At 62.8% G+C, this 14,344-nt stretch carries 12 protein-coding genes and 1 riboswitch; of the genes, 7 read left to right on the top strand and 5 right to left on the bottom strand.

What is annotated here, in order from left to right:
• Positions 1-327 precede the first annotated feature (327 nt).
• Positions 328-483: riboswitch (cobalamin riboswitch) on the bottom strand.
• 178 nt (positions 484-661) lie between these two features.
• Positions 662-1,648, top strand: a complete 987-nt coding sequence (locus HV796_RS29945; RefSeq protein WP_175230896.1) for a CobW family GTP-binding protein — start codon at positions 662-664, stop codon at positions 1,646-1,648.
• Positions 1,649-1,656: 8 nt separating this feature from the next.
• Here HV796_RS29945 and HV796_RS29940 read toward each other — a convergent pair whose 3' ends face one another.
• Both HV796_RS29940 and HV796_RS29935 read right to left on the bottom strand, forming a co-directional pair.
• Complete coding sequence (locus tag HV796_RS29940; RefSeq protein ID WP_175230893.1) at positions 1,657-3,216, bottom strand: class I SAM-dependent methyltransferase; 1,560 nt, start codon at positions 3,214-3,216, stop codon at positions 1,657-1,659.
• Between the two features lie 138 nt (positions 3,217-3,354).
• A complete protein-coding gene (locus HV796_RS29935; protein WP_175230890.1) occupies positions 3,355-4,560 on the bottom strand; it encodes a cytochrome P450 in 1,206 nt (401 codons plus the stop codon).
• 273 nt (positions 4,561-4,833) lie between these two features.
• On the opposite strand from HV796_RS29935, the gene HV796_RS29930 reads away from it, so the two are divergent.
• Positions 4,834-5,091 (top strand): hypothetical protein, encoded by a 258-nt coding sequence (locus HV796_RS29930; protein WP_175230888.1) that lies wholly within the window; start codon positions 4,834-4,836, stop codon positions 5,089-5,091.
• 98 nt (positions 5,092-5,189) lie between these two features.
• On the opposite strand, the gene HV796_RS29925 is transcribed toward HV796_RS29930, so the two are convergent.
• Positions 5,190-6,440 carry an MFS transporter gene (locus HV796_RS29925; RefSeq protein ID WP_175230929.1) on the bottom strand — a complete coding sequence of 417 codons (1,251 nt, stop codon included), beginning with the start codon at positions 6,438-6,440 and terminating at the stop codon, positions 5,190-5,192.
• A gap of 413 nt (positions 6,441-6,853) precedes the next feature.
• On the opposite strand from HV796_RS29925, the gene HV796_RS29920 reads away from it, so the two are divergent.
• From HV796_RS29920 to HV796_RS29910, 3 genes are all read left to right on the top strand, one after another.
• A complete protein-coding gene (locus HV796_RS29920; RefSeq protein WP_175230885.1) occupies positions 6,854-7,606 on the top strand; it encodes a FadR/GntR family transcriptional regulator in 753 nt (250 codons plus the stop codon).
• 273 nt (positions 7,607-7,879) lie between these two features.
• Positions 7,880-8,794, top strand: coding sequence for a 5-dehydro-4-deoxyglucarate dehydratase (kdgD, locus tag HV796_RS29915; protein ID WP_175230882.1), 915 nt, complete (start codon positions 7,880-7,882; stop codon positions 8,792-8,794).
• Between the two features lie 31 nt (positions 8,795-8,825).
• Positions 8,826-10,172, top strand: coding sequence for an enolase C-terminal domain-like protein (locus HV796_RS29910; protein WP_175230879.1), 1,347 nt, complete (start codon positions 8,826-8,828; stop codon positions 10,170-10,172).
• Positions 10,173-10,317: 145 nt separating this feature from the next.
• Here HV796_RS29910 and HV796_RS29905 read toward each other — a convergent pair whose 3' ends face one another.
• On the bottom strand, positions 10,318-10,749 hold the full coding sequence (locus HV796_RS29905) for a nuclear transport factor 2 family protein (protein ID WP_175230875.1): 432 nt from the start codon (positions 10,747-10,749) through the stop codon (positions 10,318-10,320).
• A 40-nt stretch (positions 10,750-10,789) separates the two neighbouring features.
• Complete coding sequence (locus tag HV796_RS29900) at positions 10,790-12,100, bottom strand: MFS transporter (RefSeq protein ID WP_175230925.1); 1,311 nt, start codon at positions 12,098-12,100, stop codon at positions 10,790-10,792.
• 457 nt (positions 12,101-12,557) lie between these two features.
• On the opposite strand from HV796_RS29900, the gene HV796_RS29895 reads away from it, so the two are divergent.
• Positions 12,558-13,577, top strand: coding sequence for an alpha/beta hydrolase (locus HV796_RS29895; protein WP_175230872.1), 1,020 nt, complete (start codon positions 12,558-12,560; stop codon positions 13,575-13,577).
• Between the two features lie 369 nt (positions 13,578-13,946).
• Positions 13,947-14,303 (top strand): hypothetical protein, encoded by a 357-nt coding sequence (locus tag HV796_RS29890; RefSeq protein WP_175230869.1) that lies wholly within the window; start codon positions 13,947-13,949, stop codon positions 14,301-14,303.
• Positions 14,304-14,344: the final 41 nt, after the last annotated feature.

The raw sequence follows: 14,344 nt of genomic DNA, 5'->3' as shown, positions 1-14,344 counted from the left end.
GCGGGTCTGATGGAGACTTCTGTCCCGCGCGCCGTTTGTGCATTGCGTTCGCGCATTACATTCGAACAGCAGCAACGCGTGCGAATGCGCCCGAGTCGATACGAATCGACTCGACCGGCAGGACAAGGACTTGTGTTTGGGAGGCCGCCAGGCCGTCGCTACATCACGCGTGCCCAATGGGCCCAATGGGCTGCCCGACAGTCACGGCGAGCGTGCTGCGACAGATGGAGTGGATGCGGTATCGGCGATGCGAAGCGGGGGCGAGCGCATTGCTGACTGCGTTCAGTCATGGTGAGGTCCCCGGGGGTTTCGCGCCCCAAAAGAAGATTGAAGAGGAAAGCAAAGGCCCAGGTCTGACTTCCGGTGACGACGAAGCAACGACAAACGCGACGACGTAACCGGTCACAGTGGCGCGACCGCGCTGGATTTACACCAGCTTCCAAGCTTTGCGTCCGCGATTGTACCTGTGTCGCGCCGATCGGCATGGGCGGCTGGACAGGCAATGGATCACGCAAACCGACCCAATGCTTCGATTGACCTGTCGTAACAATGTTATATTATAACATTCACGCGGGAGATATTTTTCACGTGACACCTACCGTGCCTATGCCGATGACCTGATTGCGGTAGTTCGAACGACTTCTATTTGCAGGGGAACGCCATGCCATATCTGGACGAGCCGTCGCTCATCCCAACCACGATTCTCACGGGTTTTCTGGGGGCCGGAAAAACCACGCTGCTCAACCGCATTCTCACGGAGCAGCATGGCGGCCGGATTGCCGTGATCGAGAACGAATTCGGTGAAGCGGGTATCGACAATGAACTGCTGGTTCAGGAAGGCAACGAGCAGATCATCGAGATGAATAACGGATGCATCTGCTGCACCGTGCGCGGCGATCTCGTCCGCATTCTGGCCACACTCGCGCAACGGCGGGACGCGGGCGAACTGAAGTTCGACCGGGTGATTATCGAAACGACCGGGCTTGCCGACCCGGCGCCGGTTGCGCAAACCTTTTTTGTCGACGATGTCATTCACGAGCGCTACCTGCTCGATGCGATCGTCACGGTGGTCGATGCCCATCACGGCGCCGGGCAACTGGACGAGCACCATGAGGCGCAGGAGCAGGTCGGTTTCGCGGATCGTATTCTCGTGTCGAAGGTGGACCTCGCTGGCGAGGCGCGCACGGAACAACTGATGCGCCGTCTACGCCAGATGAATCCGCGAGCACCGATCAGGTCGGCTCATTTCGGTGAAACCGATATTGCTCAATTACTGGATATTCGAAGCTTCGACCTGGATGCGATCGTCGAGATCGAGCCGGACTTTCTCGACGACGTATCGCACGAACATGACGACGACGTGTCATCGTTCGTCTATCGCAATACCCGGCCTTTCGATCGCGACAGGCTCGAAGCGTTTTTCAGTGCGACCGTTGCGATCTATGGCGCGTCGATGTTGCGATACAAGGGCGTGTTGCATATTACGGGTGTTAGCCGACGCGTCGTATTTCAGGGCGTACACATGATCTTCGGCACCGACCATGGCAAGCCTTGGGGCACGGACGAAGTCCCGGAGACGAAAATGGTATTCATCGGCAAGCAATTGCCGGTTGATGTGTTCAAGGCGGGGCTGGATGGTTGCATCTGAGCGCCGCCTTAACCCGCATCGATTCCGAGCATCCGCAATACCGGCAGGTAAACATCGGCAAATCGAATGGCTCTGTCCACCAGATCAGGGTCGGCAAAAGCCAATGGAACCAGCGCGTGCCCCGTGCGTTCCGGCGCACCCGTCCGGCCTAACGCTGCGCGCGCGAACTCCGCCCACTGCTGAGGCCGTGCGAAGCCGCGTTTCGCGGCCAGCAAAAACAGTTGGGCGACACGTGGAATCGACACTGCCGAGCCTGACACCGGACTCACCAGAAACTGAAGCGCATGGGTGTCGTAAGCGCGCTCGCAAATCGCCGTATTGAGCCGGCTGGCGGATGCGAGCGCCTGCTGTATCTGCTGATCGTCCTGCGCATTGAGCACAGGGCCAGCTCCAATCAACAGCGTGACAGCCTCGACAACCTGTTCAAGCGTGAACCCCAACGCACTCACGCCGTGTTCGATCTCACCCAGCGTTGTCACACGCCCCCCCGACAGCGCGCGCAAAACCGGCCGGTACAACGCTTCGGGCAAGGTCGCTTCACCCAATGCGCCGCGCACCTTCAACGAAACCGCTTGTTCGGGCATCGCGAGCATCACGCGATGGGCGCACAGCGCGGCACGCCGTTCGTGCGCATCGAGCGCGCGCGGCTGCTTGACCCAATAGTCGCGCCGGAATGACCGATTCATACAGAGATCCCGCGCGACCTCGCGCAGAGTCACGTCATCGATGCCGGCCAGCAACTCGCGCTGCGCGGGTTGCAGATTGATCCTGTCGATATGATCGCGGTAGTCCGCCGAGCCGAGATACGTCAGCCCCGCCGGCTCCAGCGCGCCCGCAACCTGAAGAAACGACGTCGGATGCCAGTTGCGCGCAAAGTATTCGTGCGCAACATAGCTCGGGCTCTCTTCCGACAGGCTGTTCACGCGCGCGCTGACTGAAGGATTGACCACCGCGTAGCCGGGCTGCGCCGCCATGACTTTTTGCGCGAAGCCGATCGCCGCCTGGATGCGCCCGGCAGCCTCCCGCTCGTCGGGTTCCGCGCCGCCATCGCGCTTGCCGCTCGCGATGAAGTGGCCATGCATCAATTCACGCACCGGCATCATCGCGGCCCAACCGGGCTGCGTGTTGTAGCTCACGTATAACACGCCGCCGGTCTTCAGTTTCCGTGCAACGAAATCGGCGACTGTCGCGCGGTCGTCATCGGAAATCCAGCTCCAGACGCCATGCAGGCCGATGAACTCGAAATCCGGCAGGTCGTCGCGCCGGCAGAACTCGGAAAAACGCTGTGACCACAGTTGAGGACGCGTTTGCGCGTCATCGGCCAGTTGACGCGCAAAGCCGGTGTGTCGCGGGTCGGCATCGACGCCATACCACTGAATCGGCGAACCCGCGGCGTGAATGTTGACGCTGACGCCCTGACCGAACCCCAACTCGCAGGCGTTGTGTATCAGCGGAAATTCGAAGCCGGCATTGACGAGCGGCAACCTTGCGCGAAGCGGATTCAGTTCATCGCAATAGCCGTAGGTGTAGGCGATTTCGTTGACGTATTCATGATCCGGTCCGTTCATGGTCCAGCCGTTTCCAATTTTTAGGAGCGGCAATCTTAAACCACGGTTCGCCACGCGGCCAAGCGGACGATCGAATATCCCCACGCTTTGGCCGGTACAGCAACAGATGCAACCCGATCGGCCGTGCTCTGACGACCGTCAGGAGCGGTCTACGATTAATGATTCGACTCCGCGCAATTGCGCGCGCTGATGCCAGTGAAGATCGTTGAGGTTGGCAATGCGCATATCGGGCATGCGGGTGAACAGCGTGCTCAGTGCGGCTTCGATCTGCATCGTCGCAAGGCGGGCACCCAGGCAAAAATGCGGACCGCCGCCAAACGACAGCGTTTTGATATCTTTGAATGACCGGTCAACCTTTAACGTGTCGGGATCGTCGAACATTTCCGGATCGCGATTCGCCGCCCCCGCCCAGACGAATACCACGTCGCCGCGCGAGATGGACGTGCCCTCGGCTTGCGTGTCTTCGAGCGCGACACGCATAAACGACTGGACCGAGGTTTCATAGCGCATGCACTCCTTGACGACGTTCGGCAGCCTGTCCGGATTCGCGATCGCCAGCCGCAACTGGTCCGGAAACCGATGAAGAGAGATCAGCGAATTGCCGATCATGTTCGTGGTTGTTTCATGACCGGCCACGAATAGCAGAATGAGGTTCGCGACGATCTCTTCGTCGGTGAGGTGCTGGCCCGCTTCTTCGGCGGCGATCATTTGCGAGAGCAGATCGTCGCCGGTGTTTCGTCTGCGCTTCTCAAGCAACGCTGAGAAGTAACGTTCCAGTTCGAGGGCAGAGCGATTGCCTTGCTCGAGCTGTTCGGGGTTCATCTTGCCGACGTCGAGCACCTTGGTCAGATCGTCGGCCGCCTGCCTGAACAACTTGCCGTCTTCGAGCGGAATCTCAAGGATGGTGCAGATGATCTGGATGGGCAGCGGAAAGGTGAAATCGCGAACGAGGTCGGCTTGTCCTTTCTGTTCCACCGCGTCGGCGAGACGATTCGAGATGTCCTGCGACACCTGTCGAAAGCGCTCGATCTGGCGTGCGTTGAACGACTTCATCAGCAGGCTGCGCAAGCGGGTGTGCTTCGGCGGGTTCAGGCTGAGCAGCATCTGGTACGCGAACCGGAAGACCGGTTGGTCTATGGCGCTGTCGCCATAGCGGGCTCTCACGCTTGCTTCAACCCCCTTGCCGAAACGTGGATCTGTCACCAGGCGATCAGCCACCGCGTAGCGGCCGGTCACGAAGAGCCCGGGGGAGAGCTTGACCAGCGGTCCGGCGCGCCGCATCTCGTCATAAAGACGATAGGGATTCTCGTAGAATTCGGCAGTAGAAAAGTCGCTGTATTGCATTGAGATAGGCTCCAGCATGCGGACGGTTCAGAGCCGGCAATGGACGAAGCGGTGTTCGCACCTGCTTGAGCGTGTCCTGTCAAACCGAGGCGCCACGCCGGTTACCGAGAAAAACAGCTTGAAGTGAGAACCTATTCCGTTAGCCACTCAAATCCGTATATGCAAGCGTCCCGCGAGACGCGCACGATGAGCCTGGCGGCCGGGTCATTGGCCGACCGTGGCGTGGCAAGGGGGCAGTACGGGCGGTGCGTTTTGTCCAGCAGGGGAGATGGAATGTCGCAGGTCCTTGAGGCGGCGAGATGGCCGAGCCTGGTTGCCTGCGCACTCTTCGCCGCCATCAGGCTGAGCTTCTTCGTGGAGTGGGGTGGCAGGCGCATCATCGCAGACCGGAAGCTGCGGCGCCGATGTGCCAGCCGGTTTGATGTCGGCGATATCGCGCAGCGGCAGTTTCACGTGGAAGCTCTTCTGCTGTGCGGATTTTCCTTCTCGACCTTGGGCGGGCGCCAACTCAACGTGGTGCGTTGCGTCTGATACCTGAAGTGCCCGAGCTCGCGTTGCCGTGGTTGCCGCGGTTCGCGATAGAACGGCTTCCCGCGCGCACCGGATGCGTCGCAAAGGGCACCGACGGGTCAGCCAACCGAGCGCGGTGCGCCATTCGCATCGTGCCCCGGCGTGCGCTTCGACGGCACATCGCGGGCGAGGAAGGTCGCGAGCGCGGCGAGCACCGACGTCACGCCGAGCCCGTACAGCCCGCCGGTAATCGACCCGGTGTGTTCCTGCAAATATCCGAACGCGGCAGGCGCAAAAAAGCCACCGAGATTGCCGAGCGAATTGATCAACGCAATCACGCCCGCCGCAATCCGCACGTCGAGATAATCTTGCGGAATCGGCCAGAAGAGCGACGCGGCCGCCTTGAACCCGAGCGCCGAGAAGCAGATGCCGACGAACGCGAACACCGGACCGCCTTTGGTCGACGCGAACAGCCCCACCGCGGCGACGATCAGCGCGGTCGCAAGCCATGCCTGCTGACGACGCCAACGCCGCGACAGTATCGCGAAACCATACATGCCGCCGATCGCAAGCAGCCACGGTATGGCGTTCAGCAGGCCCACCTGGAAGTCGCTCAGGCTGCCCATCTTGCGGATGATGGTCGGAAGCCAGAACGTTGCCGCGTAGATGGTCAGCTGGATCGCGAAGTAGAGCAGGCAGAACAGAATCAGTTGCGGGTCGCGCAGCAGTGCGCCAACCGGCAGCTTGCCGCCGCGGGCCGCTTCGCGCTCGTCCTGCTCGGCTGCGATCGCCGCTTCGAGCGACTGCTGTTCATCGCGCGTGAGCCACGTCGCCTCGGATGGCCGCGACTTCAGCATGAACCAGCACAGCGCGCACAACGCGACCGAGAACAGCCCTTCGATCAGGAACATCCACTGCCAGCCCGCGAGGCCGAATCCGCGCACCGACAGCAACGCGCCGGTAATCGGTCCCGACAGCACAGACGCAAACGCGGAGCCGGCGAGAAACACCGCGACCGCTTCGCCGCGATGGCGGCGCGGAAACCACTGCGTGAAGTAGTAGACAACGCCCGGGAAGAAACCCGCTTCGGCAATACCAAGCAGAAAGCGCAGCATATAGAACGACGCGGGCCCCTGAATAAACGCCATCGCCGCGGCGACAAAGCCCCATGTGAACATGATTCGCGTGAGCCATGCGCGCGCGCCGAACTTCTGCATCAGCATGTTCGACGGCACTTCGAAGATCGCGTAGCCAACGAAGAAGAGTCCGCTGCCCAGACCGAACGCGGCCGCGCCAATGCCGAGATCGACCTTCAGATGCGACGCGACAAAACCCAGGTTCACGCGATCGATGTAGTTCGCGATGAACATCACGAGCAGCAGCGGGAACAGGTGGTGTTTCGCCTTGCTGACCGCGCGTTCGAGCGTCGCGGGACTGGAAGCGTGAGGGGCGAGGGGCACAGCGCATCTCCGTCAAGCGAGGCAACGCCGGAAACACGCGATGCGCGCCGCCGCGAGCGATTGAGCGGCGCTTCCGAACGGTCACCAGTTATATGTTGTCGTACATCAGTGTGCGCGGGACCGGTGCAAGCACCAATCCGGGCTAACCCCAGGGGGTCCACGCATGGTGTGACGTCGGGCTTGGCGGCGCTTCAGCGCGTGCTATCGAGAGCTGCGGGCGTCACAGGGAACGCGATAGCGGGGTATCGAAGTCATCGTACAAGGGCGTATCCGCCTCTATAATGGGGACTCCCGAAACCGCTCGCCAGACATTGGCCTTCGCAATGGCTCAAGCTCCCGAAGCACGTTCGCTACGCCGCTCCCGCAATCTGACCGAGGAAGTCGTGGCCGACCTGTCGGAGCGCATCCGCGGCGGTGCGCTGCGACCCGGCGACAAGATGCCGACCGAGTCGGAGATCATGAATCAGCTCGGCGTCAGCCGTACCGTCGTGCGTGAGGCGATTTCGCGCCTGCAGGCCGCGCGGCTCGTGCAGACGCGCCACGGGATCGGCACGTTTGTGCTCGAGCCGCAGGCGCAGCAGAGCTTTCTTGGCGCGGCGAGTGAATTGACGGTGCTCGACGTGATGGCGATTCTCGAATTGCGCATCAGCCTCGAAGCCGAAGCGGCGGGTCTTGCCGCACAGCGCCGCACCGACGAGAACCTGAAGGAAATGCGCCGCGCGCTCGACGAGTTCCAGCAACATGTCGCACAGCGCACCGGCAATGCAGTGGCCGCCGACGTCGCGTTTCACCTCGAACTCGCGAAGGCCACGGGCAACCGCTATTTCCACAGCATCCTGAGTCAGCTCGGCAATACGATCATTCCGCGCACGCGCGTCAATTCGGCGGCGCTCGCGCATAACGACCCCGAGACGTACCTCGACCGCGTGAATCGCGAACACGAAGACATCTACGATGCGATCGCGCGGCGCGATCCGGAATCGGCGCGCGCGGCGATGCGCATGCATCTGTCGAACAGCCGCGAGCGGCTGCGCCGCGCGCAGGAAGCGGCCGACCCGACGCCGCAGACGGCTTGATAGCCGTGCATCACGCACGGTGGGCAGAGCGCGTGTGACGTGCCGTGGAGCAAGGGCGGCGCGCCACGCGCAGGCTTGAGCAGCGGGGCGGCCCCTTCTTTGGCGGATGACGCTCCCGAGCTCCGCACATCGCCTACTTGATCCGCTCTGACGTACGTTGTACGATGACATATAACAAGAGCGCACCGGAGTCGCCGGTATGCGTCGTCTTGCCAATCCTCCATGCCAATTCAGTCGGGCGCGATTGACCCGCGCCCACAGGACACCATCATCATGACCGCGCCACAAGAACTGAAACAGATCGTCTCCGAGGGCCTGCTGTCGTTCCCCGTCACGGACTTCGACCGCGACGGCAATTTCAACGCGAAGACCTATGCGGAGCGCCTCGAATGGCTCGCGCCGTATGGTGCGACGGCGTTGTTCGCAGCCGGCGGCACCGGCGAGTTCTTTTCGCTGACGTCGGCCGAGTACACGGACGTGGTGCGCACGGCCGTCGAAACCTGTGCGGGCAAGGTGCCGATTCTGGCGGGCGCCGGCGGCCCGACGCGCACCGCGATCGCGTACGCGAAGGAAGCGCAGCGCGTCGGCGCGAAGGGCGTGCTGCTGATGCCGCACTACCTGACCGAAGCGAGCCAGGAGGGCATTGCCGCGCACGTCGAGCAGGTGTGCAGGGAGGTCGACATCGGCGTGATCGTCTATAACCGTGGGAACTCGAAGCTCAATGCGGATTCGCTGGCGCGCCTCGCGGACCGTTGCCCGAACCTGATCGGTTTCAAGGACGGTGTCGGCGACATCGAGGCGATGGTGCAGATTCGCCGCAAGCTTGGCGAGCGCTTCTCGTACCTCGGCGGCCTGCCGACCGCGGAAGTGTATGCGGCTGCGTACAAGGCGCTGGGCGTGCCGGTGTATTCGTCGGCGGTGTTCAACTTCATTCCGAAGACCGCGATGCAGTTTTATCGCGCACTCGCCGCCGACGATCACGCGACGATCGGCCAGCTGCTCGATACGTTCTTCCTGCCGTACCTCGAAATCCGCAACCGTCGTGCGGGCTATGCGGTCAGTATCGTGAAGGCGGGCGCGAAGCTGGTGGGCCGCGATGCGGGCCCGGTGCGCGCACCGCTGACCGATCTCACCGACGCCGAGCTCGACATGCTTGACACCCTGATCAAGAAAGTCGGCGCACAGTAAACGGAAGACTACTACGCGGAAGACCACTGCAATGAACCTGCCGTCCCAACCTGCGGAAACGCCTGTCGTGACCGAGCTGACCGTGGTGCCGGTCGCCGGCCACGACAGCATGCTGCTCAACCTGAGCGGCGCACACGGTCCGTTCTTTACGCGCAATGTCGTGCTGATCAAGGACAGCGCCGGGCACACCGGCGTCGGCGAAGTGCCCGGCGGCGAAAAGATCCGCGCGGCGCTCGAACAGTCGCGTGCGCGGGTGATCGGTCAGCCGCTCGGCGCGTACAACACGGTGCTCGAATCGGTGCGCGCACAACTGTCGAGCATCGATGATGGCGGCCGCGGCCTGCAAACCTTCGATTTGCGCGTCGGCGTCCATGCGGTCACCGCGATCGAAGCGGCACTGCTCGATCTGCTCGGGCAATTTCTCGGCGTGCCGGTTGCCGCGCTGCTAGGCGTGGGCATTCAGCGCCGCTCGGTGCCGGTGCTCGGCTACCTGTTCTACATTGGCGACCCCGGCAAAACCGACTTGCCCTATCTGCGTGAGGCGGACCCGCGCGATGCGTGGCAAGCCGTGCGCCGCAATGAAGCGCTGACGCCCGCGGCGATCGTCCGTTTAGCCGAAGCGGCACACGAGCGTTACGGCTTCAACGATTTCAAGCTGAAGGGCGGGGTGTTGCAAGGCGACGCGGAGATCGAAGCGGTCACCGCGCTGGCGGAGCGTTTCCCGACCGCGCGGATCACACTCGATCCGAACGGCGCATGGTCGCTTGCCGAAGCGATCCGGCTGTGCCGCGACCAACATCACGTGCTCGCTTACGCGGAAGACCCCTGCGGCGCGGAGCACGGCTTTTCGGGCCGCGAAGTGATGGCCGAGTTCCGCCGTGCGACGAACCTGCCGACGGCGACCAATATGATCGCCACCGACTGGCGGCAATTCACGCATGCGCTGCGTCTGAACGCGGTCGACATTCCGCTCGCGGACCCGCACTTCTGGACCCTGCGCGGCTCGGTGCGGGTCGCGCAAACCTGCGCGGACTGGGGGCTCACATGGGGCTCGCATTCGAACAACCATTTCGACATCTCGCTTGCGATGTTCACGCACGTCGCGGCCGCGGCGCCCGGCCGCATCACCGCGATCGACACGCACTGGATCTGGCAGGATGGTCAGCGTCTGACGCGCGAGCCGCTGCTGATCGAACATGGCGAGATCGCGCTGCCGCCAAGGCCTGGGCTGGGTATCGAAGTGGATCTGGCGCGTCTTGAAGAAGCGCATCAGCTGTATCTGAAACACGGCCTCGGCGCGCGCGACGACGCCATCGCGATGCAATACCTGATGCCGAACTGGACATTCGACAACAAACGGCCGGCGCTGGTGCGCTGAAAGTCACGCGTAGCCCCGGCTATGTACCCGACTGTCCCAATTGGCGCGCGTTTCGCATGCGTTGCGGCGCGCGTTTTTTTCGTGCCCACGCGGCGGGTGCCGAAGGGCGCAACCGGTCGCATTGCACCGCAGGCCGCGCTCGACTTCAGTGCTTGTATCCCTGGCGCGCCAGCAGCTTCCACGCGCCGTCGCTTTGCTTTTGCCATACCGTCAGCACGTCGAAATCAACGTCCGCGAGCTTGCCGCCCGACTCGGTCGTGCCGTTGAAATGATCGCGTATCACCGCATCGCTGCCGGTGATTGTCGTCACCGTCTTCGTCAGATCGATCCGCTTGTAGCGCGTCTGGCCGCTCGCAATCGTGTCGATAAACTCGGCCTGGTTTTGCACCTTCCCGCTGGAATGGCCGTAGGTGAGCGTGTCGGTGGTCAGCGCCTGCATCTGCTGCGCGTTGCCGGCGATCATCGCCGCCGACAGGCGGTTCATTGCATCGTTCACCGCGGTTTCGTCGGCGCTGCTCGCCCATGCGCCGGAGCAGGCGAGTCCCGCCGCGACCACCATCAACAGCTTTTTCATCATCGTGGTTTCCTTGTTTCGTGATTGAACCTGCGCGGCGAACTCAGCGCGACGCGACCGAGCGTGTCAGCACCATCCGTTTGATATCGCCGACCACGAACAGGTAGCAGAGCACCGCGACCACCGCATTCGCGCCGATAAACACCAGCGCCGAATTGAACGAACCCGAGCCCTGCACCAGATAGCCGATCACAATCGGCGTCGTGATACCGGCCACATTGCCGAACGCATTGAAGAGCGACGCGCAGACGCCGCCCGCTTCGAGCGGCGCGGTGTCCGACACGACGGCCCAGCCGAGCGCGCCGATACCCTTGCCGAAGAAGGCCGCCGCCATGATCGCGACGACCAGGAATTCCGAGTTGACGTAGTTGCAGGCGATCATGCAGGTCGACAGCAGCATGCCGAGCACGATCGGCGTCTTGCGCGCGAAGCTCGCGCTGTGGCCGCGCTTGAGCAGCGCATCGGAGATCACGCCGCCGAGCACGCCGCCCAGAAACCCGCAGACGGCCGGAATCGATGCGACGAAGCCGGCCTTCAGGATCGACATATGGCGCTGCTGGACCAGATAGATCGGAAACCAGGTGAGGAAGAAGTAGGTGAGGGCGTTGATGCAGTACTGCGCGATAAAGATACCGAGCAGCATGCGGCTGGCGAGCATCTCACGAATCGATGCGCCCATCGGCACTTTGGCGGGCTGGTTCGCTTGCGCGGCGCCCGATGCGCTATCTCGCTCGCGCGTTTCAAGATCGACGAGCGCGCCGCCTTCCTCGATGTAGCTCAGTTCGGCGCGGCTCACGCGCGGGTGATCCTTCGGCGCGTAGACAGTCTTCAGCCATACGCCGGTCATCAGGATGCCCAGTACCCCCATCGCGACAAACACATACGGCCAGCCGAACCGGTGCACGATCCAGCCCATGATCGGCGTGAACAGCACGGCGGCGAAATACTGCGCTGCGTTGAAGATCGCCGCGGCCGTGCCGCGCTCGGCGCGCGGAAACCACGACGATGTCAGACGGCTGTTGCCCGGAAACGCCGGTGCTTCGGCAAGACCCATTGCGAAGCGTAAGACGAACATCACAGTGACCGCCGCGCCGGCGGCGAGCCCCACGACCAGTCCTTGCGACAGCGTGAAAATCGACCACGCGAGCAGGCTGAACGCATAGACGCGCTTCGTGCCGAAGCGGTCGAGCAGGCGGCCGCCTGGCAGCTGACCGAGCACGTATGCCCACGCAAACGCGGAAAAGATATAGCCCATCGCAACCGGCGTCAGACCGAGCGTGTGCTGCATCGCGCTGCCCGCGATCGACAGGCTGGCGCGATCCGCATAGTTGATCGTGGTGATAAAGAACAGCATGAACAGGATGAACCAGCGCACGTGTGACCGTCGTGCGTCGCGCGCGGCGGCGCTGACTGCCGGCCCGCCGTTCAGCCCGGCGATGGCGGCGGGCGCTTCCAATGAGTGGCCCGCAGGCGTATCGGTTGACGAGCGTCTGGCCTGATCGATGTGCTCCACTCATGTCTCCTTATTCGCGCTTGGTGATAAGTCATCGTACAACGCGGGTTATTATCGTTTGTTGGAAGGGAAAAGAAATCACCGGGTTAACCCGCGCATATGGCCGCGATTGTTGGTTTCTAACGGGATTTGCGCGGCCGGCCAGTCAATTTGAATAGAGCCGTCTATATATGTCATCGTACAAGAACAATCGGTATGTCATGTCCCGACAGTCGACTGTATCGGGCGCGCGGCATGCGCCATTTTTCGATGGGGCGCGAGCGTAAAATGCACCGGCCGTCCTCTCCGGAGCCTTGCCATGAACGTCCGCGCAACGTCCGCCGCACCGGTTACCGAAGCAACGCCGCGTACCATCGAAGTACGCGACATCGGCAGTTTTCATATCGGCGGCGATCGGGTCACGCTGTCCGGCATGCCGCCGCGGCAGCGGGTCAGCACGGTGCAGGGGCCGCTTCATCCGATTGACCCGAATGGCGAGATCATCGCGGGTCAGATGTACGTGCAGTACGTGCGGCTCGCGGCGCCGCGCAGCGCGTGCCCGCTGCTGCTGTGGCACGGCGGCGGCATGACCGGCGTGAACTGGGAGACGACGCCCGATGGGCGGCCGGGTTGGCAGATGTTCTTTCTGCGTGCCGGTTTCGATGTGTATGTATCGGATGCGGTCGAACGCGGGCGCGCGTCGTGGGCGCCGTACCCCGAGGTGTATGACGAAGCGCCGTACTTCCGCACCGCGAAGGAAGCGTGGGAAGAGACCTTCCGCTTCGGTCCAGCGGGCTCGTGGCACGCCGACCCGTTATTGCGCAATCCTCATCGTGATCTGCGTTTTCCGGTCGCGCGGATGGAAGCGTTTATGAATCAGTTCGCGCCGCGTTGGGCCACCAACGACACGCGCACGCAGCACGCGTATGACGCGCTGATCGCCCATTTGCCACGCAGCATTGTGATTACGCACAGCCAGGGCGGCAACTTTGGGCTCACCGCGGCGGTGAACGCGCCCGACAAGGTCGCGGCGGTCGTCTCGCTCGAACCATCGGGTGCGCCGGACCCGGCCCGTTACGATCCCGCGCGGCTCAACGGTGTGCCGCATCTGTTCGTCTGGGGCGACTATCTCGATCAGCACACGTTCTGGGTGCACTCGCTGCCGCAGGCGCGGCGCTGGTGCGATGCGCTCGCGGCGGCGGGCGGCGACGCCGGGTGGGTCGATTTGCCGGCGCGCGGTATCAACGGCAACAGCCACGCGCTGATGGCCGACGATAACAGCGACGAGATCGCCGCGCTCGTGCTCGACTGGTTGCGTGCGCGCAAGCTGGTCGACTGACGGCCACCGTTTGGCGAGGGTCGGCTGACGGGCGGGCGCGGAGACCTTCGCCGCTGCGTTTTTCTGAATTGCGCTTCGCTTGTCTATCGAACGAACGCGTTGTTGCGTGATCACGCAACGTCAAACGCAAAATCGGACGCACGATCGCGATACGCGGCGCGCTGCAGTTCATCGCTGTTATTCGAGAATACCCATTCGTCAATTGCGAACACGCGCCGTGCCTTTGTTCGAGCGCTTGCCCTGCTGGTCTCCAGCGTGCCGCTCACGCGGAATATCGCCCCCCGTCAAGCGTTAAGCGTGATGAGGGCGGCGCGACACAACGCCGCAACCGCTAACCGATGGGCATCTTTCGGTGGTTCGGATTTCGCCATGTATATCACTGTCGCCGTGTTCGCCATGTTCGCCGTGCTGCTTGTGTTCATCTGCTTCTGGCGTGAACTCTCGCCGGGTATCGCGTGGCTCGCGCTGCAATATCACACGACGCCCGAGGTGCTCGCGACCCTCTACACCGGCGGCGATACGCACGAAGACGACGCGCAACGGCGTGCAGCGGCGCTGTCGGAGCAGGCGTTGCGCGTCGCGCAGGCGCCGCTCGTCGAACCGGAAATCCGTGCCGGGATCGACAAGGATTTGCGCGACAGGGCACATGCGCAGGCTGCCGCGAGCGGCAAGACCGACATGCATCGCGCGGGCATGCAGAGAAACAAAGGGACCGCTTCGGTTTGACGGGAAACCAACGATGCAGTTGGACAAGACACCGGACTTCT

This window comes from Paraburkholderia humisilvae (genome assembly GCF_902859855.1).
Taxonomy (GTDB): domain Bacteria; phylum Pseudomonadota; class Gammaproteobacteria; order Burkholderiales; family Burkholderiaceae; genus Paraburkholderia; species Paraburkholderia humisilvae.
Note: the sequence above shows the minus strand (reverse complement) of the source record. Positions and strands in the feature narration are given on the sequence as shown.

Bases quoted from the DNA above. Each gene is read 5' to 3' on its own strand.
- HV796_RS29945 (WP_175230896.1), top strand. From the start codon at position 662: ATGCCATATCTGGACGAGCCGTCGCTCATCCCAACCACGATTCTCACG.
- HV796_RS29940 (WP_175230893.1), bottom strand. From the start codon at position 3,216: ATGAACGGACCGGATCATGAATACGTCAACGAAATCGCCTACACCTAC.
- HV796_RS29935 (WP_175230890.1), bottom strand. From the start codon at position 4,560: ATGCAATACAGCGACTTTTCTACTGCCGAATTCTACGAGAATCCCTAT.
- HV796_RS29930 (WP_175230888.1), top strand. From the start codon at position 4,834: ATGTCGCAGGTCCTTGAGGCGGCGAGATGGCCGAGCCTGGTTGCCTGC.
- HV796_RS29925 (WP_175230929.1), bottom strand. From the start codon at position 6,440: ATGTTCATCGCGAACTACATCGATCGCGTGAACCTGGGTTTTGTCGCG.
- HV796_RS29920 (WP_175230885.1), top strand. From the start codon at position 6,854: ATGGCTCAAGCTCCCGAAGCACGTTCGCTACGCCGCTCCCGCAATCTG.
- kdgD (WP_175230882.1), top strand. From the start codon at position 7,880: ATGACCGCGCCACAAGAACTGAAACAGATCGTCTCCGAGGGCCTGCTG.
- HV796_RS29910 (WP_175230879.1), top strand. From the start codon at position 8,826: ATGAACCTGCCGTCCCAACCTGCGGAAACGCCTGTCGTGACCGAGCTG.
- HV796_RS29905 (WP_175230875.1), bottom strand. From the start codon at position 10,749: ATGATGAAAAAGCTGTTGATGGTGGTCGCGGCGGGACTCGCCTGCTCC.
- HV796_RS29900 (WP_175230925.1), bottom strand. From the start codon at position 12,100: ATGCTGTTCTTTATCACCACGATCAACTATGCGGATCGCGCCAGCCTG.
- HV796_RS29895 (WP_175230872.1), top strand. From the start codon at position 12,558: ATGAACGTCCGCGCAACGTCCGCCGCACCGGTTACCGAAGCAACGCCG.
- HV796_RS29890 (WP_175230869.1), top strand. From the start codon at position 13,947: ATGTATATCACTGTCGCCGTGTTCGCCATGTTCGCCGTGCTGCTTGTG.